Origin of the sequence: Streptomyces griseus (assembly GCF_001715295.1) — a bacterium.
Taxonomy (GTDB): domain Bacteria; phylum Actinomycetota; class Actinomycetes; order Streptomycetales; family Streptomycetaceae; genus Streptomyces; species Streptomyces griseus_G.
Genome location: NZ_MDKB01000001.1, coordinates 1,341,982 through 1,364,697, shown reverse-complemented (window position 1 = coordinate 1,364,697; position 22,716 = coordinate 1,341,982). Strand labels below are relative to the sequence as shown.

The 22,716-nt window shown below is 73.4% G+C and carries 18 protein-coding genes and 1 tRNA gene; 10 read left to right on the top strand and 9 right to left on the bottom strand.

The features are described 5' to 3' along the window. Positions 1-494 (bottom strand): hemerythrin domain-containing protein (locus tag BA175_RS05425; RefSeq protein WP_107407537.1); only part of this gene is annotated, 494 nt, incomplete at its 3' end. 512 nt (positions 495-1,006) lie between these two features. Between BA175_RS05425 and BA175_RS05420 the strand changes: the two genes are divergently transcribed. From BA175_RS05420 to fdh, 3 genes are all read left to right on the top strand, one after another. Continuing rightward, complete coding sequence (locus BA175_RS05420) at positions 1,007-2,050, top strand: 4Fe-4S dicluster domain-containing protein (protein ID WP_069170043.1); 1,044 nt, start codon at positions 1,007-1,009, stop codon at positions 2,048-2,050. Continuing rightward, complete coding sequence (gene nrfD, locus BA175_RS05415; RefSeq protein WP_175420745.1) at positions 2,047-3,090, top strand: NrfD/PsrC family molybdoenzyme membrane anchor subunit; 1,044 nt, start codon at positions 2,047-2,049, stop codon at positions 3,088-3,090. The genes BA175_RS05420 and nrfD overlap by 4 nt, the downstream gene beginning before the upstream one ends. Before the next feature lie 348 nt (positions 3,091-3,438). Next, the gene (gene fdh / locus BA175_RS05405; RefSeq protein ID WP_175420744.1) at positions 3,439-6,696 is read left to right on the top strand and encodes a formate dehydrogenase; all 3,258 of its coding nucleotides are present in this window, start codon (positions 3,439-3,441) and stop codon (positions 6,694-6,696) included. 16 nt (positions 6,697-6,712) lie between these two features. Here the strand turns inward: fdh and selD are convergent, their stop codons facing one another. Beyond that, on the bottom strand, positions 6,713-7,738 hold the full coding sequence (gene selD / locus BA175_RS05400; protein ID WP_069170041.1) for a selenide, water dikinase SelD: 1,026 nt from the start codon (positions 7,736-7,738) through the stop codon (positions 6,713-6,715). Between the two features lie 154 nt (positions 7,739-7,892). Here selD and BA175_RS31050 point away from each other — a divergent pair. Next, positions 7,893-7,986, top strand: a tRNA-Sec gene (locus BA175_RS31050). A gap of 8 nt (positions 7,987-7,994) precedes the next feature. On the opposite strand, the gene BA175_RS05395 is transcribed toward BA175_RS31050, so the two are convergent. The 3 genes from BA175_RS05395 to BA175_RS05385 all read right to left on the bottom strand — a co-directional run bounded on the left by BA175_RS05395 (position 7,995) and on the right by BA175_RS05385 (position 12,853). Further along, positions 7,995-9,779, bottom strand: a complete 1,785-nt coding sequence (locus BA175_RS05395; protein ID WP_069170040.1) for a selenocysteine-specific translation elongation factor — start codon at positions 9,777-9,779, stop codon at positions 7,995-7,997. 5 nt (positions 9,780-9,784) lie between these two features. After that, positions 9,785-11,194: an L-seryl-tRNA(Sec) selenium transferase gene (selA, locus tag BA175_RS05390; protein WP_079159384.1), complete on the bottom strand. Its 1,410-nt coding sequence runs from the start codon at positions 11,192-11,194 to the stop codon at positions 9,785-9,787. Between the two features lie 213 nt (positions 11,195-11,407). Continuing rightward, a complete protein-coding gene (locus BA175_RS05385) occupies positions 11,408-12,853 on the bottom strand; it encodes a dihydrolipoyl dehydrogenase family protein (protein WP_069170039.1) in 1,446 nt (481 codons plus the stop codon). A gap of 116 nt (positions 12,854-12,969) precedes the next feature. Here BA175_RS05385 and trxA point away from each other — a divergent pair, with 116 nt between their 5' ends. Continuing rightward, a complete protein-coding gene (gene trxA / locus BA175_RS05380; protein WP_069170038.1) occupies positions 12,970-13,350 on the top strand; it encodes a thioredoxin in 381 nt (126 codons plus the stop codon). A 160-nt stretch (positions 13,351-13,510) separates the two neighbouring features. Here the strand turns inward: trxA and BA175_RS05375 are convergent, their stop codons facing one another. Both BA175_RS05375 and BA175_RS05370 read right to left on the bottom strand, forming a co-directional pair. After that, positions 13,511-13,879 carry a hypothetical protein gene (locus BA175_RS05375; protein WP_079159383.1) on the bottom strand — a complete coding sequence of 123 codons (369 nt, stop codon included), beginning with the start codon at positions 13,877-13,879 and terminating at the stop codon, positions 13,511-13,513. 58 nt (positions 13,880-13,937) lie between these two features. Continuing rightward, on the bottom strand, positions 13,938-14,966 hold the full coding sequence (locus BA175_RS05370) for a LacI family DNA-binding transcriptional regulator (protein ID WP_069170037.1): 1,029 nt from the start codon (positions 14,964-14,966) through the stop codon (positions 13,938-13,940). A 130-nt stretch (positions 14,967-15,096) separates the two neighbouring features. Here BA175_RS05370 and BA175_RS05365 point away from each other — a divergent pair, with 130 nt between their 5' ends. Further along, on the top strand, positions 15,097-15,564 hold the full coding sequence (locus tag BA175_RS05365; RefSeq protein WP_069170036.1) for a type II toxin-antitoxin system PemK/MazF family toxin: 468 nt from the start codon (positions 15,097-15,099) through the stop codon (positions 15,562-15,564). Here BA175_RS05365 and BA175_RS05360 read toward each other — a convergent pair. Then, complete coding sequence (locus tag BA175_RS05360) at positions 15,549-16,391, bottom strand: TIGR02452 family protein (RefSeq protein WP_069170035.1); 843 nt, start codon at positions 16,389-16,391, stop codon at positions 15,549-15,551. The genes BA175_RS05365 and BA175_RS05360 overlap by 16 nt on opposite strands. A 147-nt stretch (positions 16,392-16,538) precedes the next feature. On the opposite strand from BA175_RS05360, the gene egtA reads away from it, so the two are divergent. From egtA to egtD, 4 genes are read left to right on the top strand one after another with little or no spacing between them, the layout of a single operon-like run. Next, on the top strand, positions 16,539-17,852 hold the full coding sequence (gene egtA / locus BA175_RS05355; protein WP_069170034.1) for an ergothioneine biosynthesis glutamate--cysteine ligase EgtA: 1,314 nt from the start codon (positions 16,539-16,541) through the stop codon (positions 17,850-17,852). Further along, the gene (gene egtB / locus BA175_RS05350) at positions 17,849-19,204 is read left to right on the top strand and encodes an ergothioneine biosynthesis protein EgtB (RefSeq protein ID WP_069170033.1); all 1,356 of its coding nucleotides are present in this window, start codon (positions 17,849-17,851) and stop codon (positions 19,202-19,204) included. Before egtA ends, egtB begins: the two co-directional genes overlap by 4 nt. Then, positions 19,204-19,959, top strand: a complete 756-nt coding sequence (egtC, locus tag BA175_RS05345; protein WP_069170032.1) for an ergothioneine biosynthesis protein EgtC — start codon at positions 19,204-19,206, stop codon at positions 19,957-19,959. Before egtB ends, egtC begins: the two co-directional genes overlap by 1 nt. Next, positions 19,956-20,918, top strand: coding sequence for an L-histidine N(alpha)-methyltransferase (egtD, locus tag BA175_RS05340; protein WP_069170031.1), 963 nt, complete (start codon positions 19,956-19,958; stop codon positions 20,916-20,918). The genes egtC and egtD overlap by 4 nt, the downstream gene beginning before the upstream one ends. Before the next feature lie 514 nt (positions 20,919-21,432). On the opposite strand, the gene BA175_RS05330 is transcribed toward egtD, so the two are convergent. Continuing rightward, entirely contained in the window at positions 21,433-22,686 is a 1,254-nt protein-coding gene (locus BA175_RS05330; protein WP_069170029.1) for an extracellular solute-binding protein, read from the bottom strand. Positions 22,687-22,716: the final 30 nt, after the last annotated feature.

Here is a 22,716-nt window from a genome sequence, read left to right as displayed (position 1 = left end):
AGTTTGTTGGCGGGCGGGGTGTCCGGGGCGGAGGGGTGGGGGCGGGTCGGGGCGGTCTTCTTGGCGCGACGGACCTTGTCGCCCAGGTCGGCCAGTTCCTCGGCGGATGCCGCCTTCCTCAGCCGGGGGAAGAGGTTGTCCTCCTCGTCGCGCACGTGCGAGCGGATCTCCGTCATCAGGTGCCCGATGAGGCGGTCGAACTCGGCGTCGCCCGCCTCGGTGCCTTCGAGTTCCTTCATCGTCCGTTCCGCTTCGGCGTGCTCCTCGATCTCCTTGTCGGCGAGGGCGTCACCGTCCGGCAGGAGTTTGCGCACCGCCGGGTAGAGGTACGCCTCTTCGGCCACCGAGTGCCGCACCAGTTCGATGACGGCCTCGTCCGCGTACTGCTTGCGCCGCTTCTCCCCCGGGGGCAGCGCTTCGATCTTCGCGAACAGTTCGTCGACCTCGCGGTGATCCGTGGTCAGCTCGGCGATGACGTCTCCTCCGTGGCCCATGACGTGGTCCTTTCTCCTGCGGGGATGTCGACGCCGGGCCGCGTACCCCGCCGTCCCAAACGCAAACGGACCAGGAAGGCACGCGGTCACCGTCACCGAGGTGCCCGCCTCCCCCCTTCGGCCCGCACGGCTCGGCGCCTCATGCGGAGGGACGCGGAGCGCGTTCGACCGTCGGTCTGCGGTCCGCCCCCTGCCGGGACCGCCTTTCCGGACGCGCGCACCGGGGGAACCCGTGGGAGGCTCGAACGATCGGTGAGCAGCCGGACACGGCGAGGCGGCCGACGATCCGAGGCAGGAGGGCAGCACACCGTGGCGGTTTCCTACCGACGGCAGGCCGTCCCGGACGGCGGCAGGCGGTGCACGCGGGCTCACCCGTGCGGGGAGCGGCTACCGGCGTACGGCTGCGGCTGCGGCTTCGGTGGGAGGTCACCGCGCGGATCGTTCACCGGCCACAGGCCGTTCCGCCGGCGAGCAGGGCGACGCCACCACCACATGAGCGAGGAGGTCCGGCCATGACGGACGGTACTTGGGGCGGAGCGGACAGGACGGTCGCGGACGGTGGACTGCTGTCAGGCCCGGAACCCGACGTGGCACGAGCCGCCGGGTACCCGGACGCCCCGCAGCGCGTGGGGTTCTTCACGGACACCTCCGTGTGCATCGGCTGCAAGGCGTGCGAGGTGGCGTGCAAGGAGTGGAACGCCATTCCCGAGGACGGGCTGGAACTGACGGGGATGTCCTACGACAACACCCAGGGGCTCGGCGGAAGCACGTGGCGGCACGTGGCCTTCATCGAGCAGCGCAAACCCCTGGGCGGCCAGGAACCCGGCACCGGCCAGGACACCGTGGACGTCTTCGCGGCCGCCCGCGACCTGGGCGTCACACCCTCCGCGCCGGGCCCGGGCGCTACGTCCCCCGGACCGGGCTGCGGGGAGGCACCCGCGGGGGCCCCGTCCGGGGAGATCTCCCCCGTCGCACCCGACGGGCGCAGCGAGCTGCGCTGGCTGATGTCCTCGGACGTCTGCAAGCACTGCACCCACGCCGCCTGCCTCGACGTGTGCCCCACCGGGTCCCTCTTCCGCACCGAGTTCGGCACGGTCGTCGTGCAGGAGGACATCTGCAACGGCTGCGGCTACTGCGTCCCCGCCTGCCCGTACGGCGTCATCGACCAGCGCCCCGACGACGGCCGGGCCTGGAAGTGCACCCTCTGCTACGACCGGCTGGGCGTCGGCATGGAACCGGCGTGCGCGAAGGCCTGCCCGACTCGGTCCATCCAGTTCGGCCCGCTGGACGAACTGCGGGAGCGGGCGGCGGCCAGGGTCGCGCAGCTGCACGCGGCCGGGGTGACGGACGCCCGCCTGTACGGGGAGGACCCGCAGGACGGAGTCGGTGGCGACGGGGCCTTCTTCCTGCTGCTCGACCAGCCGGAGGTCTACGGCCTGCCGCCGGACCCGGTCGTCACCACCCGTGATCTGCCCGCCATGTGGCGGCACGCGGCCACGGCCGCCGCCTCGCTGGCCGCGCTCGCGGTCGTCAGCTTCGCCAGGAGGTCCCGATGAGAGGTCCGGACGTGAGCCGCGCGGGCGCCGGGGGCGCGCGCCCCGGACGTGACGCCACCACGGGGGAGCACGCGGGACGCCGGCGCCGCGGGCGGGGCGAGCGGGCCATGGTGCCCGAGGCCGAGTTCTCCTCCTACTACGGCAGACCGATCCTGAACAGACCACGGTGGAAACCGCTGGACATCGCGGGCTACCTCTATCTGGGCGGCCTGGCCGGAGCCTCGTCGCTGCTGGCCGCGGGGGCGCACGTGACGGACCGGCCCGCCCTGGCACGAACGGCGAAACTCGGGGCGGCCGGCGCCATCTCCCTCTCGCTCGCGGCACTCGTGCACGACCTCGGCCGACCCGCCCGGTTCGTCAACATGCTGCGCGTCTTCAAGCCCACCTCGCCGATGAACATCGGCTCCTGGCTGCTCGCGGCGTACGCGCCGCTCACGGTGGTCGCCGCAGCCACCGATGCCGCCGGGCGCTACCGCCTGACAGGTGCCGCCGCCACGGCGTCGGCAGCCGTCCTGGGCCCGGCCGTGGCCACCTACACCGCGGTACTCCTCTCGGACACCGCCGTGCCTTCGTGGCACGAGGGCTACCGGGAGATGCCGTTCGTCTTCGCCGGGTCCGCCGCCACCGCGGCCGCCGGGCTCGCACTGGCCTGCACACCGCCCGGCCGGTCCGGTCCCGCGCGCCGCATGGCCGTCCTCGGGGCCGCTCTGGAACTGGGCGCCTTCCGGGTGATGAAGCGGCGCATGGGGCAGGCGGCCGAGCCGTTCGCCGAGGGCAGGCCGCAGACGCTGGTGCGTGCGTCGGAGATCCTCACGGCCGGCGGCGCCGCGCTGGCCGGCTACGCGGGTGGACGAGGCCGCGCCCCCGCCGCCGTGGCGGGCACGGCCTTGCTGGCCGGTTCCGCGGCCCTGCGCTTCGGCGTCTTCCACGCCGGGGTGGTGTCGGCGGAGGACCCCAGGTACACGGTCGTGCCGCAGCGGGAGCGGCTCGACGCACGGTCGCGGTCCGGGGACCCCGGGCCCGAGGGCCCCCGGTCCTGATCTCCCTCGCCCGAAGCGCCCACCGCTTCGGGCCGCCTCCCGGCACCTGCGGCCGGGTACCGCGTCACCGCGCCACCTTCCGTACGCACCGGTGAGCATCCGCCGGTGGGGGTGACACCCGTCCCCGGCCGACGGTCTCCCGCGACGGCCCCGCGATGCCTCGCCCGCACGGCCTGCGCGTCAGGCGGCGTACGACGACGGCGGCCTGCACGCCCGGCCGGAAGTGCCGTAGCGGGGGGAATGCGGGAGGATGCTCCGCAGGAGGAACCGGAACTCCGGGCCGTCGCCGTGCGGGCGTACGGGGTGCGGGCACCGCCGGGGAACGGCATCACCGAAAGGGCAGACGTCATGGGCGTACGCACCTGGATCGACTCCTGGCCCGTCCACCGGCAGCTGACGGGTACGGATCCGCTGGGCCGCGGAGCCGCGGCGAAGAGCGGGACCACCGCGCGGCTCACTCCCCGGGTCGCCTCCGCCGATCGGGTGGTCAAGTCGGTCTGCCCCTACTGCGCGGTGGGCTGCGGCCAGAACGTCTACGTCGAGGACGGACGCGTCACCCAGATCGAGGGCGACCCGGACTCCCCCATCTCGCGCGGCCGGCTGTGCCCCAAGGGGTCGGCCAGTCTGCAGCTGACGACCGGCGCCGCACGTGAGCACGACGTCCTCTACCGTCGCCCGCACGGCACCGAGTGGGAACGGCTGGACCTGGATTCGGCCATGGACATGATCGCCGACCGGGTGATCGAGGCTCGCCGGGCGGGCTGGCAGTGGGAGGTCGACGGCGCCCGTACCCGGCGCACGCTGGGTGTCGCGAGTCTGGGCGGGGCGACGCTCGACAACGAGGAGAACTACCTGATCAAGAAGTTGTTCACCGCCATGGGGGCGGTTCAGATCGAGAACCAGGCGCGTGTTTGACACTCCTCCACCGTTCCCGGTCTGGGAACCTCGTTCGGCCGCGGCGGCGCGACCACCTTCCAGCAGGACCTGCAGAACTCCGACTGCATCGTCATCCAGGGCTCGAACATGGCGGAGTGCCATCCCGTCGGGTTCCAGTGGGTGATGGAGGCCAAGGCACGCGGCGCGAAGGTGATCCACGTCGACCCGCGGTTCACCCGCACCAGCGCGCTGGCCGACGTGCACGTGCCGCTGCGCGCGGGATCCGACATCGTCTTCCTCGGCGGGATCATCAACCACGTCCTGCAGACGGACGGCTACTTCCGTGACTACGTCGTCAGTTACACCAACGGGCCGGTCGTCCTGCGGGAGGACTTCCGCGACACCGAGGACCTCGACGGTGTCTTCTCCGGTCTCGATCCGGAGAGCCGCAGCTACGACAACGGCAGCTGGCAGTACCAGGGCACGGAGATGCAGGCGGCATCGGGCGAACGGGACCAGGAGTACCCGAAGCGCACCGGCGGCAGCTCGGTGACGGAGGCCGCGCGCGGGGAGTCGCACGGCTCGGGCGGTGCCGACCTCGGGGAGGGCGAGGCGGAACGGGACGAGACGCTCTCCCATCCCCGGTGCGTCTTCCAGGTGCTCAAGCGCCACTACGCCCGCTACACCCCGGAGGTCGTCGAGGAGGCCTGCGGTGTACCGCGGGACCTCTTCCGCCAGGTGTGCGATCTGGTCACGCAGAATTCCGGGCGCGAGCGCACGACCGCGTTCGCCTACGCGGTCGGCTGGACCCAGCACACCGTCGGCGTGCAGTACATCCGCGCCGCCTCCGTCCTGCAGACCCTGCTCGGAAACATCGGCCGGCCGGGCGGCGGAATCCTCGCGTTGCGCGGACACGCCTCCATCCAGGGGTCCACGGACATCCCCACCCTGTTCAACCTGCTCCCCGGATACATCCCCATGCCGCACGCCCACCAGCGGCAGGACCTCGACGCGTTCGTCCGGGCCGAGGCCACGCGCAAGGGCTACTGGGGGAACATGCGCTCCTACCTCGTCAGCCTCCTCAAGGCGTACTGGGGCGACGCGGCCGTTGCGGAGAACGACTTCTGCTTCGACTACCTGCCGCGGCTCACCGGTTCGCACTCCACGTACGAGACGGTCATGGCCCAGCTGGAGGGCACCTGCAAGGGCTACTTCCTCGTGGGGGAGAACCCCGCGGTCGGTTCCGCCGACGCCAAGATGCAACGGCTGGGGATGGCAGCCCTGGACTGGCTCGTCGTCCGGGACTTCTCCCTGATCGAGTCGGCCACGTGGTGGAAGGACGGCCCCGAGATCGAGACCGGCGAAATGCGGACGGAGGACATCGGCACCGAGGTCTTCTTCCTTCCCGCCGCCGCGCACACCGAGAAGGAAGGCAGCTTCACCAACACCCAGCGACTCCTGCAATGGCATCATCAGGCCGTGGAACCTCCCGGTGAGGCGCGCAGCGACCTGTGGTTCACCTACCACCTCGGGCGGCTCGTCCGGGAGAAGCTGGCCCGGTCGACCGATCCCATGGACCGGCCGCTCCTCGACCTGACGTGGGAGTACCCGACCCGGGGCGAACACGCCGAGCCCGACGCCGGGGCGGTCCTGGCCGAGATCAACGGGCACGACGCCGACGGCGTTCCGCTGAGTTCGTACCAGCAGCTCGAGGACGACGGTTCCACCGCCTGCGGCTGCTGGATCTACTGCGGGGTCCACGCCGACGGCGTCAACCAGGCGGCCCGCCGCACACCGGGCCAGGAACAGGACTGGGTGGCCGCCGAATGGGGCTGGGCCTGGCCCGCCAACCGCCGCATCCTGTACAACCGGGCCTCGGCCGATCCGCAGGGCAGGCCGTGGAGCGAACGCAAGGCGCTCGTGTGGTGGGACGAGGACGAGGGCTCCTGGCGTGGCCACGACGTCCCGGACTTCGAGGCCGACCGGTCTCCCGGTCACCGGCCGCCACCCGGGGCGAAGGGCCCGGAGGGGCTTTCGGGCATCGACCCCTTCATCATGCAGGCGGACGGCAAGGCATGGCTGTACGTGCCGTCCGGGCTCACGGACGGCCCGTTGCCGACCCACTACGAGCCGCAGGACTCACCGTTCCCGAACCTCCTGTACGGGCAGCAGCGCAATCCCGTGCGGCACCTCCTGCCCCCGCATCCCGACAACCGCTATCAGCCCAGCGGCGAGGAGCCCGGGTCGGAGGTCTTCCCGTACGTCGCCACGACCTACCGCATCACCGAGCACCACACCGCAGGGGGCATGTCCCGCTGGCAGCCCTATCTGGCCGAGTTGCAGCCCGAGTTCTTCTGCGAGGTCTCCCCCGGCCTCGCGGCCGAACGCGGACTGGAGCACACCGGCTGGGCGACGGTCGTGAGCGCGCGCGGGGTGATCGAGGCCCGGGTCCTGGTCACCGACCGGATGGCGCCTCTCACCGTGCAGGGCCGCACGCTGCACCAGGTCGGGATGCCGTACCACTGGGGGCCGAACGGCTGCACGACCGGCGACGCCGCCAACGAACTGGTGCACATGTCACTCGACCCGAACACACACATCCAGGAGACGAAGGCCTTCGCCGTCGACATCCGGCCGGGGCGCCGCCCGCGGGGACCGGCGGCCCTGGAGCTGGTACGGGCCTACCGGGCGCGGGCGGGCATCGACGAGCGGACCGGCACCGAACTCTGAGCGGACCGGAAAGGCCTCAGCGCAGGACGACGGAACGCGGGCCACGCGGCACCAGTTCGCCGACCACCGGCGCTCCGGGCACCTCCCCCGCCACCAGCAGGCCACCGGAGGTCTGGGCGTCGGCCAGGAGGAGCCGGGTACCGGTGTCCGTGCGCCCGAAGTCGGTGAACGGCCCCACCCACTCGAGGTTGCGCCGGGTACCTCCGCTGACGTATCCGTCGCGCACCGCCTCCCGTGCCCCGTCGAGGTAGGGCACGGCCGCGGTGTCGACCACGGCCGTGACGCCCGAGGCGCGGGCCAGCTTGTGCAGATGGCCGAGGAAGCCGAAGCCGGTGACGTCGGTGGCACAGGCCGCCCCGGCCGCCAGGGCCGCGGCCGACGCGTCCCGGTTGAGGGCGACCATGGTGGCCACGGCCTGCTCGAAACGATCGCCGGTGGCCTTGTGCCGGTTGTTGAGCACACCGAGCCCGAGAGGCTTGGTGAGGGACAGCGGGGTGCCCGGCCGGCCCGCGTCGTTGCGCAGCAGCCGGTCCGGGTCGGCGAGGCCGGTGACGGCCATCCCGTACTTGGGTTCCGGGTCGTCCACGCTGTGCCCGCCGCCCACCGGACAGTGCGCCTCCGCGGCGATGTCCAGCCCACCCCGCAGCACTTCCCGCGCGAGGTCCATGGGCAGGACGTCGCGAGGCCACGCCAGCAGGTTGACGGCGAGGATCGGACGGCCTCCCATCGCGTAGACGTCGGACAGGGCGTTGGCCGCGGCGATGCGGCCCCAGTCGTACGGGTCGTCGACGACGGGGGTGAAGAAGTCGGCGGTGGAGATCACCGCCTGCCCCGGCAGGCCGTCCCGGGCGGGCAGGGCGACGACGGCCGCGTCGTCTCCGGTGGCCAGCCCGACCAGGAGCCGAGTGCCACTCGCGGCCGGCGTGGAAGCGGTCAGGCCGCCGAGCACGTCCTCCAGCTCGCCGGGCGGGATCTTGCAGGCGCAGCCGCCACCGTGGGCGAACTGGGTGAGCCGTACGCGGGTTCCGCCGGGTGAGGTCATGTCCGGTTCTCCTGGGTCGAGGGATGACGGTGAGGTGCGACGGGGCGCTCGGGTGCTGCCGCCGGACGGGTGGGCGGCACACGCGGGTGTCCCGCCGCGACGGCGAGCCTGTACCCGGTGCGTCGGTGGCCCTCCGCTAACCTGGGCGGGCGATGGAGGCGTGTGGGTGCCTGGTGGCCCTCCCGGTCTTCAAAACCGAGGTGCCCGAGGATCTCGGGCAGGCGGGTTCGATTCCCGTCCGCCTCCGCTGTTCCGGTCACCCCCGGCAGCGCCGTCGCCGCTCGTCCACCCGCTCGGTGACTCCGCGGGTGTCCAGGAACTCCAGCAGGGGTACGGCCACCCGGCGCGTGGTGTCCAGCGCCTGCCGGGCCTCGCTGAGCGTGAACGGCTGGGGCATGTCCCGCAGGACGTCCGCCGCCCGGGCGTCCGCTCCCGGCAGCAGAACGATGCCGTCGCCGACCCTCAGCAGCAGGCCGGCCTCGACGGCGGCCGCCAGTACCCGGCGGGTCAGCCCGAGTCCGGACAGGCGGTGGGCGTCCGGGGCGCGGAACGGTGCCTGCCCGAGCTCCTGCCGCACGGCCTCGACAGCGGCCAGGGCAGCCGGCGGAAGACCCGGTTCCCTGCGGTCGGGAAGATACAACCGCCCCTGGGCCGAGCGCAGTTCCCTCGCACCCGGGCTCCCGGCGAGCCCGTCGACCAGGGCCCGGTCGGGCAGACCGAGCAGGCGCCGGGCCGCCTCCGCTGGCAGTCCGGGGTCGAGGGGATGGCTGGCCGCGTGCCGCTCCACCTCGGCGGTCAACCGCTCCCGCAGCGCCGCCCAGTGAGCCGGATCGGCCAGCCAGTCCCCGACGACGGGCGGTACGGGAGCCGGTACGCCCATGGCCTCCAGTTCCGGCCGCCGGACGATCCCACGCCGCCGCAACTCGGCCGTGCCGTCCGGACGGCCGGTCACGTCCGCCAGTTCGGCGGCCCGGGCGCGGGCCGCCCCCCGACGTGTCAGCCGGGGCGCCCGCACGTCGAGCACGGTCACCCCGCAGGGCACACGGCGTCCGCCCGGTTCCCGCAGCACGGCCCGGTCCCCGACCCGCAGGGGCAGTGGGCGGGCCGACGTCAGCCTGACGGTGTCCTCGCCCAGCGGCCGCACGGTGACGGGCACCGCGGCCGTGCCGACGTGCAGCGTCTGGCACCGGGGCAGCTCCCCGGCCGGCGTGCCGGCGACCCGCACGTCGGCCGTGGCCGCGAGCAGCCAGCGGCCGGGGGTCAGAAGCACCTGTCCCCGGCCCAGCGCTCCCTCCGGGGCACCGTGGACGTTGACCGCGACCCGTGCGACGCCGCGGACCTCCTCCCGGCTCTCGTTCAGGCACTGCAGTCCGCGGATCCTCACCCCGGTGGTACCGTCCCCCGTCGTCAGACGGTCACCGACCCGCAGGGTGCCGGCGCCCAGGGTTCCCGTCACGACCGTCCCGTGACCGCGCACGGTGAAGGCGCGGTCCAGCCACAGCCGCACGTCCGCGGCGGCGTCGGGGGTGGGCAGCGACGCGGCCGACCGGTGGAGTTCCGCTCGGAGTTCACCGATCCCCTCGTCGGTCACGACGCTCACCGCGGCGGACGGGACCGCACCGAGGGACGTCGCGGCGATCCGCTCCAGGGCGTCCGCCCGCACAGGCCCGGGGTCGGCCAGATCGCTGCGGGTCACGGCGAGCACGCCGTGGCGTACCCCGAGGGCGTGCACGATCTCCAGGTGCTCCTGCGACTGGGGCTGCCAGCCCTGGTCGGCCGCCACCACGAACAGCACGGCGGGTACGGGGCCCACCCCGGCCAGCATGGTGGCGACGAACCGCTCGTGCCCGGGCACGTCCACGAAGGCGAGGCGCTCCCGGCCGGTGTCCTCCGGCTCCGGCCGGGTCCACACGAACCCGAGATCCAGGGTCAGTCCTCGTCGGCGTTCCTCCTCGAACCGGTCCGGCTCCATGCCGGTCAGCCTGCGCACCAGCGAGGACTTTCCGTGATCGACATGGCCGGCCGTCGCCAGTACCCGCATGGGGCCTACCTCTCCGTGACCGCTCGTACGGCCGCGGCCAGCCGCTCGTCGTCCTCGGCCGGCACCGCTCGCAGGTCGAGCAGGCACCGCCCCGCCTCGATGCGTCCGACCACCGGTACCGGACCGGTGCGCAGGGCGGCGGCGTACCGCTCGGGCAGTGAGAGTGCGGCGCTGGGCAGGGGCACTCCGGGTGCGGCGCCGCCGCCCACCGTCGCGGCGCTCCCGACGGCCAGGACGTCGGGGCACTCGGGGGCCAGCGCGGCGGCCAGCCGTTCGGCACGGTGGGTCAGGAGCGCCGGGTCGGCGGTCAGGGCCGCCCCGGTCGGGGTCCCCGGCCCGCGCAGTGTCGCCTCCAGTGCGGCCAGGGTCAGCTTGTCGACCCGCAGGGCCCGGGCCAGCGGGTGGCGCGACACGGTACGGATCAGGTCCTCGGTGCCCAGGAGCAGTCCGCACTGCGGTCCGCCCAGCAGTTTGTCGCCGCTCGCGGTGACGAGTGACGCCCCCGCGGTGAGCTGGCTCCCGGCATCGGGTTCCCGGGGCAGCAGCGGGTGAGGGGCCAGCAGTCCGGAGCCGATGTCCACGACGACCGGGACGCCCAGCGACGCCAGTCCGCCGACGTCCGCGGCGCTGGTGAAGCCGGTGACGAGGAAGTTGCCGGGGTGCACCTTCAGGACGAACGCAGTCTGCGGACCGATCGCCTCGGCGTAGTCCGCGACGGTGGTGCGGTTGGTGGTACCCACTTCGCGCAGTCGGGCCCCGGTGGACACCAGCAGGTCCGGCAGGCGGAAACCGTCCCCGATCTCGACCATCTCCCCCCGGCTGATGACGATGTCGCGGCCGGCGGCGAGGGCGGTGGCCACCAGAGCGAGTGCGGCGGCGCCGTTGTTGACGATGTGCGCGGCGGCCGCGGACGGCACCCGCTCACGGAGCGCGGCCAGGGCGGTGCGGCCCCGGCGGGCCCGTACCCCGGTCTCCAGGTCCAGTTCGACGTCGGTGGGCCCCGCCGCGTCCCGCACCGCCTGCCGGGCAGCCGCCGACAGCGGGGCCCGCCCGAGGTTGGTGTGCAGTACGACGCCGGTGGCGTTGAGCACCGGACGCAGCCCGCTCGCCGTGCGCGGCAGCAGGGCGACCGCCGCGTCGGCCACTGCGGCGGGCGCCAGGGAGCCCTCGCGCGAGCGCTCCTGGGCCCGGCGGACCGCCGCCTTCACCACATCGTGTCCCAGCCGACCGGCCGCCTCCGTCAGGCGGGGATCGCGCAGGACCACGTCCGTGCGGGGGACACGGCGCCGACCGTCCGGTGCCGCTCCCTGCTCCCCACCGCCCGTCGGGCCCGTCGCCGGGGCGGCGGGCACGACCGCCCGGTTCCTCTTCCGGCTCCGCTCGGCCGCCACCCGCTGGCTCACGCACGCCTCCATCCGCCCCGCACCCGGCGCCTGGGTGCCCGGGAGACGTCCATCGTCTCCCCCCGCACCCGTCCCGTGCCGGGACACGCCGGGACGGCGGCGGGCGGTCCCTCCTGTTCCGCGCGGCCGGGGGTGCACCGGGCCGCTGGGAGCGGTCCCGGCCCGGGCCCACGGCCGTCGGCGCGCCGTTCCGGCCCGGTCCCGCACGCCCCGTCCGGGGGTGCTTCAGCCCCGGTACGTCTCCAGCAGCCGCAGCCAGACCTCGCTGATCGTCGGGTACGCGGGAACCGCGTGCCAGAGCCGCTCGACGGGGACCTCGCCCGCGACCGCGATCGTCGCGGAGTGCAGCAGTTCCCCGATGCCCGGGCCGACGAAGGTGACACCGAGCAGGATCTCTCGGTCCAGGTCGACGACCATCCGGGCGCGTCCCTTGTACCCCCGCGCGTAGAGGCCGGAGCCGGCGACGGACGCCAGGTCGTAGTCGACGGCCCGTACCCGGTGGCCCGCCGCCTCCGCCTCCGCGAGGGTCAGACCGACCGAGGCGGCCTCCGGGTCGGTGAAGACGACCTGGGGTACGGCCGCGTGGTCGGCGGTGGCGGCGTGGGCGCCCCAGCGGCCGGTGTCCGGGAGCGGTGTGCCCTGGGCGCGGGCCGCGATCGCCGATCCGGCGATCCGTGCCTGGTACTTGCCCTGGTGGGTCAGGAGCGCACGGTGGTTGACGTCGCCGACGGCGTAGAGCCAGTCGCTGCCCTCGACGAGACAGCTCTCGTCGACGGCGAGCCACGACCCGGGCTTCAGGCCCACGGTGTCGAGGCCGAGGTCGTCGGTACGCGGGGCCCGCCCGGTGGCGAAGAGGATCTCGTCGGTCTCCAGACGCTCCCCGTTGTCGAGTTCGACGGTGACGGGGCCGTCGTGGCCGGCCCGGCGCACGGCGGTGGCCGACACGCCCGTGAGGATGCGGGCGCCGGCCTCGGTGAGCGCCTCTGCGACCAGTTCGCCGGCGAAGGGCTCCATCTTGGGGAGCAGCCGCCCGCCGCGGACGAGCATCGTCACCTGGGCGCCGAGGCCCTGCCAGACGGTGGCCATCTCGACGCCCACCACTCCCCCGCCGACGACGACCAGGCGGCCGGGTACCTCCTTGGCGCTGGTCGCCTCACGGCTGGTCCACGGGTGGACGTCGGCGGCGCCGGGAACGGCGGGGACGACGGCCCGGCTGCCCGTGCAGACGGCGACGGCGTGCCGCGCGGTGAGGTGCTGCCGGGATCCGTCCCGAGCGGTCACGGAGACCCGCCGGACGCCCGTCAGCCGCCCCTTGCCCCGGTAGACGTCGGCACCGATGCCGTCCAGCCAGGCGACCTGGCCGTCGTCCTTCCAGTGGGCGGCCTCCTCGTCGCGGTGGGCGAGGACCGCGTCCGCGTCGAGCGGTCCCCGGACCGCCCCGCTCAGCCCCGGGACGCGGCGCGCGTCGGCGCGGGCGACCACCGGACGCAGCAGCGCCTTGCTGGGCATGCAGGCCCAGTACGAGCACTCGCCGCCGACGAGTTCGGACTCCACCACGGCGGTGCTCAGTCCGGCGGCCCTGGCCCGGTCCGCGACGTTCTCGCCCACGGGCCCCGCACCGATGACCACGACGTCGTACTCGGTGCTCTGTTCGGTATTGGCATCAGTCATGGGAACAGTGTCGTCGCGGGTGTGCGCCCGGGCCACATGGGCAGGCGGAATACGGACGGCGGCGGCACCGTTGTGCCCGGCAGGACCTGACGGATCCCAGGAAGAGGTATCAGAGTATGAGCACCGTAGAGCTCACCAAGGAAAACTTCGATCAGGTCGTCAGCGACAACGACTTCCTGCTCATCGACTTCTGGGCTTCCTGGTGCGGTCCGTGTCGGCAGTTCGCGCCGGTCTACGACTCGGCGTCCGAGCGCCACCCCGACCTGGTCTTCGCCAAGGTCGACACGGAGGCGCAGCAGGAACTCGCGGCCGCTTTCGAGATCCGGTCCATTCCCACGCTGATGATCGTGCGTGACAACGTGGCGGTCTTCTCCCAGCCGGGGGCCCTGCCGGAGGCCGCGCTCGAGGACGTCATCGGGCAGGCCCGCAAGCTGGACATGGACGAGGTGCGCAAGTCCGTGGAGGAGCAGAAGCAGGCCCAGCAGGAAGCGCAGTAGGCGCGCGGCACACGTCCGGAGGGCCCGGCGGCTTCGGCGGTTCCAGGGGTCGCCGTAACACGGGGTTGTGTTGATCAGGCCGCGAGCATTTCATGCAGGCGCTCGGCCGGGGTTTCCCGGCCGAGCGTTTCGCGTGGGCGTCGGGCGCGCGAGCCGGTGGTCAGCCGCCCCCGGACGGATCGTCCGGGGGCGGCGCCGCCGCAGCGTCCTCGGGCCGTTCCCCCTCCTCCCCTTCGGGCCGGGTGTCGCCGAGCTCCCGTTCCGTACCGCCGACGCGCTCGGCGATCCTGACCGTGAGGGCGTAGTCCAGCTCCCATCCGTCCACCAGCAGCGCCTCGACGGTGTGCGTCGAGGGGTCGATGTCCGCCTCCATGCCGTCGCCCGCGTAGCGCGGGTAGCCCGAGGCGCCGGTCTCCCCGGTGGCCGCCACGACCCCCGATCGGATGGCCGTGCCGGGTGCGTGGGCATCGGCGTCCGACTCCTCGTGCTCCGGGAACAGCAGGATCTCGTAGCTCTGCGGATGGCTCATGCCGACGACGCTAGACATCCCTCGGGGGGTACGCACGTCGTGACGTACCGCCGTACGGTCAGCTGGATTCGCGTGCGACGACGGCGGTCCGCAGGAGGTAGTGGCGTTCCGGGGCTCCGCCGGGGTGCTGGACCAGCCGGTCGATCAGTTCGGCGGGCGGCTGGGCGGTGGCCAGCTCCGTCCTGACACTGCTGAGCCGGGGCCGCAGGAGTCTGCCGAGCATCAGGTCGCCGGCGCCGATCACCGCCGTCTCGGCGGGCACCAGGACTCCGGCGTCCTGCAACGCCCTCGTCAGGAGCATGGCGTACTCGTCGTCGTACGCGAACACGGCATCCAGTGCCAGGCTCCGCCAACGCGCCGCGAGCTCCTCGGCCGACGCCTCGTCGTACCGCAGCGGCAGCGGCTGGATGCGGGCGTCGGTCCCCGACTCCTCCACGGCCCGGCGGGCGCCGGCCAGCCGCGGCCCGGAGAACAGTGCCAGGCCGGGATCCTGGGGCATGACGACCCCGATCCGGCGGCGTCCCCGGGAGAGCAGGTGCCGCACCGCGCAGCTGCCCACCTCGCGCTGGTCGGTGACCAGGGCGTGCGCCCCTTCCACCGGCTGGGGTCCGAGGGTGAGGACGGCCTTGGCACCCGAGCGGGTGAGCACGCCGATGGCATGGGGTGTGAGGGTGATGCCGGCCGGGGACACGACCGCGACGGGACGGAGCTCGGCCCAGCTCCTGGCCGCCTCGCCGGCGTCGAGGCCGACGGTCCCGTACTGCACCACGGTGTAGTCCAGCCGCCGCAGATCCGTCTGCAGGTCGGCGAGGAAGCGCTGGTGGAGTGGGTCGGCCGGGACGTGCACCGTGGGCAGGAGCACCATCCGGGTGTGGCCCGCACGCAGGCTGCGGGCCGCGGCGTGCGGGACGTAGCCGAGGTGGGAGGCGGCTTCCCTGACCCGGCGCCGGGTGGGTTCGCTGATCCGCACGGTCGTGTTGTTGTTCAGTACGTAGGACACGGTGGCCCGGGAGACTCCGGCGAGCCGCGCCACGTCGGCGCTGGTCGGTACGGAGAGGTCGGCGGGCTGCTCGGGTAACTGGCTCATCGCGTCGGGCAGTCTTCCAGACCGGCCCGCACCGCCCGTGGGCCGGGGCCCGGTCCACGGGGCCGTGAGCGGCGCGCGGACGGCCGGACCCGCTCCACGCGTCGCCCCGGGCGGGTTCTACGGTGTTGCGATGACCTTCCAGCGCATCGATCACAGCAGCGACCCCTCGTCCGACTTCCCCGGCCGCAGCGGCCCCGCCGCGACCTCGCAGGCCGATCCCCTCGACGTGGGGCCGGTGCGCACCTCGTACGCACCGGACCGCGACGGCGCCCCCGACCCCGGCGAGATCGTCTGGACCTGGGTGCCTTTCGAGGAGAACGACGGGCGGGGCAAGGACCGGCCGGTGCTCGTCGTGGCCCGGGAGGCGGCGGGCACCCTGCTCGCCGTGCAGCTCTCCAGCAAGCAGCACGACGGGGACCACGAGTGGGTGGCGCTGGGCGCCGGGCCGTGGGACAGCTCCGGCCGCCCGTCCTGGGTGGATCTGGACCGGGTGCTGCGGGTGCACGAGGACGGGATGCGCCGTGAGGCCTGTGCGCTCGACCGGGGCAGGTACGCCCGCGTGGTGGGACGGCTGCGGGAGCGTTACGGCTGGAGCTGAGCGGCGAACACCCTGGCGAAGGCCGTCCGGACGGCGGAGTCGGGGGTGCGGTCCAGGACACCGAAGACGACCTGCTCGAAATGGCCCGCGAACCGCCCGCCGTCGGTGAGCAGCGCACGGAACGCGCCTGCCACCTCGGCCGGGTCGTTACGGAAGACCCCAACCCCGCATCCCCAGGCCCCGAGGACCAGCCGGCGGTAACCCCGTACGACGGCGACTTCGAGCACCCGTTCGGCCCGGCTCGCGAGCGCCGCCGGAATGCGGTGCGCCCGGTCCGGCTCCTGTCTGCGGATGACTCCCGCGTTGGGCGCGGGCGAGGTCAGGAACCCGGCTGTGTACGGGTTCTCCAGAAGTCTGCCGCGGTCGTCCCGGAAGACGGGCACGCCGGGCGAGTGGATGACCCGGTCGCTGGAGAAGGCGGAGCGCTCGGCACGGTGGTGCGCGTAGTACTCGGGGGCGCGCAGCAGCGTGGAGTGGAGCGCGGAGCCGCGACAGAGTGCCTCTTCCTGCGCCTGCGCGCCGTTGAGGTAACCGCCGCCCGGGTTCCGGGCGGAGGCATAGGTGAGTACGGCGACCTTGCCCGCCGACGCTTCGGTCAGCCGCTGCGCCGCCCGCAGGCTGCTCTCGGGGGTCACCTCGATGAACGGGACGCGGCCGGTGTCCAGTACGGGGACGTGCACGGGCTCCGGACCGTACAGGCGGGTCCCCGAGAGTGCCGTGGTCAGCGCGCGCTCGATCGACACCTCGCGCCCTCCGGGCAGGTGGTAGCGCCCGGCCCGGACGATGGCCTCCGTCTCGCGCGCGATGCCGCGCAGTCGCGCGCTCATGGACGCGCCCCCCTGTGGTGCATACGGGGCATGCTGGACTCCCCCGCGGCATGGACGCAACCGGTTTTCCGCGCCGCGAAGGCACCCTTGTGCGAAATCCCGCTACGGGTTTGGCTGGGAGGGAAGCACCCGAGAAGGAGGCCCGGCATGCCCCTGGACACCCCTGGTGATTACGGCCCGCCCGTCGAGGCGGAGCCGCTCGGCGAGGACGACGCGGAGGAGCTGCTGCGCGGCATATGTTTCAAGACGGGACCGCCCCGGACCGTAGGAGTGGAACTCGAATGGCTCATCCACGACCGTGAACGTCCCCAGGTCGCCGTTCCACCCGAAAGGCTCCGCGCCGCAGCCGACGCCGTGCGCGCGCTCCCGCTGGACGCGGCCCTGACGTGCGAACCGGGTGGCCAGCTGGAGCTCAGCTCCCGGCCCGCCCCCTCCCTGATGTCCTGCGTCGACACCATGGCCGCCGATCTGGCCCTCGTACGCGACGCGCTCGGCCGGGCCGGGCTCGTGCCGGCCGGTCTCGGCGTCGATCCCTGGCACCCCCCGCGCCGTCTCCTCCAGGAGCCCCGCTACGCGGCGATGGAAGCCGCCCTCGACCGCTCGGGGGCCTCCGGCCGCGCCATGATGTGCACGACCGCGTCCGTCCAGGTCTGCCTGGACGCCGGCGAGGAGGAACCGGGCCCGCTGGGTTACGCGCGGCGCTGGCAGCTCACCCACCTGCTGGGCGCGGTCCTCGTGGCGGCGTTCGCCAACTCGCCCTTCCGGCAGGGGCGACGGACCGGCTGGCGTTCGACGCGGCAGGCGCTGTGGACGGATCTCGATCCGGCCCGGGCGCTCGCCCCGCGGACCGAACGTCCGCCGCGTGACGCGTGGGCCGCCCACGTCCTCGACACCCCCGTCATGTGCGTCCGGAGCGACGGGGACGCCCCCTGGGCCGTACCCGAGAAGCTGTCCTTCCGGGACTGGATCCGGACGGGCGTGCCGAGACCGCCGGTGCGCGGCGACCTCGACTACCACGTCACCACACTGTTCCCGCCGGTACGCCCCCGCGGGCATCTCGAACTGCGCATGATCGACGCCCAGTCCGGGGAGGACGGCTGGCTGGTCCCCCTGGCCGTCACCACAGCACTCCTCGACGACGCGGAGGCCGCCGAGACCGTGTACCGCGCCGTGAAGCCCCTGGCCGAGACGGCCGGGTACGCCGCCGCACCCCGCAACCCTCTCTGGACCGCCGCCGCGCGGGACGGGATGAGCGATCCGGAGCTCTCCTCGGCGGCCGCCGCCTGCTTCGCCGCGGCGCTGGAGGCACTGCCCAGGGTCGGGGCGAGCCGGCACGTCATGGACACCGTCGCCGCGTTCACCGACCGTTACGTGGCGCGGGGCCGGTGTCCCGGCGACGATCTTCCCCACCCGGCCGACACCGGAGCCGTACCCCCGCACGGAAAGGGTTTGGGCCGATGAGCGACACCGCCGACACCGGCAGCACCGGCATCCCCACCGGCCTGCGATGCGACACGGAGGCGCTGCGCGGGCGCGCCCTGGCCGCACTCCTGACAGCCCGAGAACGCACCGCGCTGCTCACCGACAGCGTCGACGACCACGATCTGACCGCCCAGCACTCACCGCTGATGTCGCCCCTGGTCTGGGACCTGGCGCACATCGGGAACCAGGAGGAACAGTGGCTGCTGCGCGCCGTGGGAGGGCGTGAGGCGATGCGTCCCGAGATCGACGGGCTGTACGACGCCTTCGAGCACCCCCGTGTCAGCCGGCCCTCACTGCCCCTGCTGCCGCCCGCCGAGGCCCGCCGTTACGCCGCCGAGGTACGCGGCCGGGTGCTGGACATCCTCGACGGCGCCGCGCTCGACGGCGCGGGCCGCCCGCTCGAACGGGCGGGCTTCGCCTTCGGCATGATCGCGCAGCACGAACAGCAGCACGACGAGACGATGCTCATCACCCACCAGCTGCGCCGCGGACCGGCCGTGCTGCACGCCCCGGAGCCGCCGGAGCCCACCGACGCCATGACCCTGCCGGCCGAAGTGCTGGTCCCCGGTGGGCCGTTCACCATGGGGACGTCGGCCGAGCCCTGGGCTCTGGACAACGAACGGCCCGCGCACCGGCGCGAGGTCGCGGCGTTCCACGTCGACACCGCCCCGGTCACCTGTGGCGCCTACCGGCGGTTCATCGAGGACGGCGGGTACACGGACGACCGCTGGTGGGCCCCGGAAGGCTGGGCGATGGTCCGCGAACACGGCCTCGTCGCTCCCCTGTTCTGGCATCGCGACGCCGGTCGGTGGCTGCGCCGGCGCTTCGGGGTGACCGAACCGGTCCCGGAGGACGAGCCGGTGCTCCACGTCAGCTGGTACGAGGCCGACGCGTACGCGCGATGGGCCGGACGCCGGCTGCCGACGGAACCCGAGTGGGAGAAGGCCGCCCGCCACGACCCGGCGGCCGGACGTTCGCTGCGCTACCCCTGGGGGGACGAGGACCCGACGCCCGAGCGCGCCAACCTGGGCCAGCGCCACCTGCGCCCCGCGGCGGCGGGGGCATACCCGGCGGGCCGGTCGCCCTCGGGAGCGGGGCAGTTGATCGGGGACGTGTGGGAGTGGACGTCGAGCGATTTCCTGCCCTACCCGGGCTTCGTCCCGTTCCCGTACCGCGAGTACTCGGAGGTCTTCTTCGGTCCGGAGCACAAGGTGCTGCGCGGCGGCTCCTTCGCCGTGGACCCGGTGGCCTGCCGGGGCACGTTCCGCAACTGGGACCTTCCGGTCAGGCGGCAGATCTTCGCCGGTTTCCGGACCGCAAGGAGTGCCTGATGTGCCGTCATATCGCTTATGTGGGCGAGCCGGTGGCCTTGGGCGAGATTCTCTCGGCACCCGCCCACTCGCTCGTACGTCAGTCCTTCGAACCCCGGCACCAGAAGCACGGCACGGTCAACGCGGACGGTTTCGGGGTCGGCTGGTACGCGGACGGTGATCACGTACCAGGGCGCTACCGGCGCACGGGCCCGGTCTGGGGCGACGAGGGATTCGCCGACCTGGCGCGTGTGGTGCGCAGTACGGCGCTGCTGGCCGCCGTCCGCGACGCGACCTTCGCCGGGGCGGACGGGGAGGCAGCCGCGGCCCCGTTCGCCGAGGGCCGTCTGCTGTTCAGCCACAACGGCGCGGTGCCCGGCTGGCCCGGCTCACTGGCCGGGCCGGCCGGCGCCCTGCCGCCCGAACGACTGCTCACCCTCGCGGCGCGGAGCGACTCGGCCCTCATATGGGCGCTCGTGCTGCACCGGGTGGCCGAGGGCGGGGAGGTGTCCCGGGCGGTCGCCGGCACGATACTCGACGTCGCGGACGCGGCGCCGGGCTCACGCCTCAACCTGCTGGTGACGGACGGTTCCCTCATCGTGGCGACGGCCTGGGGCGACACGCTCTGGTACCTCCACGAACCGGGGCGCCGCACGGTGGTGGCCTCGGAGCCGTACGACGACGATCCCCATTGGCGTGAGGTCGCGGACCGCACCCTGCTGGCCGCGACGGACACCGACGTATCGCTGACCCCGCTCAAGGAGCCCACCGCGTGAGTCCCTTCCTGCTGACCCGCACCCTGCCGGTCGACGCGACGGACGCGGCGCTACGCGCCGACGTACTGGACGGTCTGACCCGGCAGCCGAAGACGCTGCCCCCCAAGTGGTTCTACGACGCGCACGGCAGCGACCTGTTCGAGGAGATCACCCGGCTGGACGAGTACTACCCGACGCGGGCCGAACGGGAGATCCTGCTGGCCCGTGCCGGTGAGATCGCCGCGGCCTCCGGTGCGCGGACCCTGGTCGAGCTCGGGTCCGGGTCCTCGGAGAAGACACGGCACCTGCTGGACGCCATGCCCGCACTGCACACCTACGTACCGGTGGACGTCAGCGAAAGCGCCCTCACCGGGGCGGCCCGTGCCCTGCTGGCCGAGCGGCCCGGGCTCTCCGTGCACGCGATCGTCGCGGACTTCACGCGCGCCCTGGAGCTGCCCGACAGTCCCGGTCCCCGGCTGGTGGCCTTCCTGGGCGGAACGCTGGGCAATCTGCTGCCCGGTGAGCGGGCGGAGTTCCTGCGCTCGGTTCGGGCGCGGCTCTCGCCCGGTGACGGGCTGCTGCTCGGTACGGACCTGGTCAAGGACGAGGCGACGCTGGTGGCCGCGTACGACGACGCGGCGGGGGTGACGGCCGCGTTCAACAAGAACGTCCTGACGGTGGTGGACCGCGAGCTGGGGGCCGACTTCCAGCTCGGCGACTTCGACCACGTGGCCGTCTGGGACCCGGACAACGAGTGGATCGAGATGCGGCTGCGGGCCCGGCGGGCGCTGACGGTGAAGATCCGGGAGCTGGACCTCGTGGTGACGTTCGATGAGGGGGAGGAACTGCGCACGGAGGTCTCCGCGAAGTTCCGCGAGGAAGGGGTGCGCGCAGAGCTGGCGGCCGCGGGGCTGCGGCTGGACCGGTGGTGGACGGACACCGGGGGCCGTTTCGCGCTGTCGCTCGCGACGGCCGACTGAGCGGACCGTGCCGGCGCGCGCCGGCCGGGCCCGCCGCAGGAGGTGGATCTCGCCGTCTCGCTCGGACGGCGGCTCCCGGCCGCCGGAACGGGGCGGCGAGCCGGTCGTCCCGCCGAAGGCGGCCCCCGCCGCGCCCGTGCCTCCGGTGAGGTGGAGGCAGGAAACCGGCCGGACCGCTGCGCGGGCGTCCGTCGCCTTCGGCGACGAGCCCGACGGCGGCTCCCCGCAGGAGCGGGACGGCGAGCCCATCGTCCCCGCCGAAGGCGGCCCCCGCCGCGCCCGTGTCCCCGGTGAGGTGGCGGCCGGACCGCTGCGCGGGCGTCGGTCGCGCCTGGAACACGGCGTCCCGGGAGCGCGGGCGGTCACGGGAGCACGCCGGCCCGGCCCCTGCTTCTTCCGTGCCCGGCCGGACTCGGCGTGAGCGCCGTGGAGAGCGGGACGTGCGACGGCTGGCCCCCGGGCGGGGGCAGGCCTCGCCCCCGCCCCGGGACCGGGCGGGGGCGGGTGGGGGTGGTCAGCCGGAGATGAGCGTGGAGGTGATGCGGCGCGACGCCTTCCTCGCCTCCGTCGCCGGGTCCCCGCCCTCCAGCACCGCCGTCATGTAGGGCTTGATCGGGTTGTCCGTCTCGACCGCCGCCCAGTGGGGCGAGTTGGGGGTCGCCCGGCCCTGCGTGGCACCCTCCGCCATCGCGGCCGTTCCCTCCTGACCCTCGATGACATGGGCAAGGGCCGGCTTGTTGGGCACGTAGCTCATCTCCTTGGCGAGTTCGGTCTGCCACTGCTCACCCGCCAGTGCCTTGACGACCTCGACACCTTCACCGCGTTCGCCGGCGTGCTCCGGGACGATCAGGTCCGATCCCCCGGTGAAGACGGCTCCCGGCTTCTGCGCACTCTTGCCGGGAATGGGGAAGTAACCGAGCCTGCCCCTCAGTTCGGGATTCCGCTGTTCGATGAGCGCCGCGCTTCCGGGGATAGCGATGATCTGGGCGACGTCGCCCTCGGCGAAGACGTCGGTCTCGGGTGGCGTCTGCTCGTCGGCGTCCTTGGGCCCGTCGCCCAGCGCCTGAAGCCGCTTGTAGAACTCCATGCCCCTGAGCGCGGCGGGCGAGTGGAGGGCACCCTCCCAGTCCCCGGTCCGGTCGTCGGCCAGTTCACCGCCCTCGTCCCAGATGAACCCGGCGAGGACGTACCAGTTCTGGCCGGCGAGGTAGATGCCCTGCCGGTCCGCGCCGTCCAGCTTCTCCGTGGCCTCGATCCACTCCTCGCGGGTCCGCGGTGGTGCGGTGATGCCCGCCTTCTCGAAGAGGTCCTTGTTGTAGATGACGACGCGATTGGCGGCGTACCAGGGAATGCCGTACTGCCCGCCGTTGACGCTGCCCGGCTCGGCGAGCCCGGGGAGCCAGTCCTCCCCGCCCAGATCACGCATCGTCTCCAGCGTCAGATCCCGCAGTTTGCCACTCTCCGCGTACTGGGCGACCTGGGTGTTGCCGACCTCGATGACGTCCGGCACGTCGTCGCCCGCAAGGGTCTTCATGACCTTGGGACCGATGCCGCCCCACTCCTGGAGGACGAACTCCAGCCGGACGGAGGGGTGCTCCTTCTCGTAGGACTCGGTGAACCGGTCCAGAAAGCCCTGGGAGACGCTGCCCTTCATCAGCCACACCGTGACCGTGCGGCTGTCGTCACCGGCTCCGGGGAGACAGCCACAGCCTCCCAGCACCACGGAGGAAACGAGCGCGGCGGCTCGGGCCAGTATGCGGATCTTCACGAGGTCACCTTCTGCGGAACGGCACGACGG

Bases quoted from the DNA above. Each gene is read 5' to 3' on its own strand.
- BA175_RS05420 (WP_069170043.1), top strand. From the start codon at position 1,007: ATGACGGACGGTACTTGGGGCGGAGCGGACAGGACGGTCGCGGACGGT.
- nrfD (WP_175420745.1), top strand. From the start codon at position 2,047: ATGAGAGGTCCGGACGTGAGCCGCGCGGGCGCCGGGGGCGCGCGCCCC.
- selD (WP_069170041.1), bottom strand. From the start codon at position 7,738: ATGACCTCACCCGGCGGAACCCGCGTACGGCTCACCCAGTTCGCCCAC.
- BA175_RS05395 (WP_069170040.1), bottom strand. From the start codon at position 9,779: ATGCGGGTACTGGCGACGGCCGGCCATGTCGATCACGGAAAGTCCTCG.
- selA (WP_079159384.1), bottom strand. From the start codon at position 11,194: ATGGAGGCGTGCGTGAGCCAGCGGGTGGCGGCCGAGCGGAGCCGGAAG.
- BA175_RS05385 (WP_069170039.1), bottom strand. From the start codon at position 12,853: ATGACTGATGCCAATACCGAACAGAGCACCGAGTACGACGTCGTGGTC.
- trxA (WP_069170038.1), top strand. From the start codon at position 12,970: ATGAGCACCGTAGAGCTCACCAAGGAAAACTTCGATCAGGTCGTCAGC.
- BA175_RS05375 (WP_079159383.1), bottom strand. From the start codon at position 13,879: ATGAGCCATCCGCAGAGCTACGAGATCCTGCTGTTCCCGGAGCACGAG.
- BA175_RS05370 (WP_069170037.1), bottom strand. From the start codon at position 14,966: ATGAGCCAGTTACCCGAGCAGCCCGCCGACCTCTCCGTACCGACCAGC.
- BA175_RS05365 (WP_069170036.1), top strand. From the start codon at position 15,097: ATGACCTTCCAGCGCATCGATCACAGCAGCGACCCCTCGTCCGACTTC.
- BA175_RS05360 (WP_069170035.1), bottom strand. From the start codon at position 16,391: ATGAGCGCGCGACTGCGCGGCATCGCGCGCGAGACGGAGGCCATCGTC.
- egtA (WP_069170034.1), top strand. From the start codon at position 16,539: ATGCCCCTGGACACCCCTGGTGATTACGGCCCGCCCGTCGAGGCGGAG.
- egtB (WP_069170033.1), top strand. From the start codon at position 17,849: ATGAGCGACACCGCCGACACCGGCAGCACCGGCATCCCCACCGGCCTG.
- egtC (WP_069170032.1), top strand. From the start codon at position 19,204: ATGTGCCGTCATATCGCTTATGTGGGCGAGCCGGTGGCCTTGGGCGAG.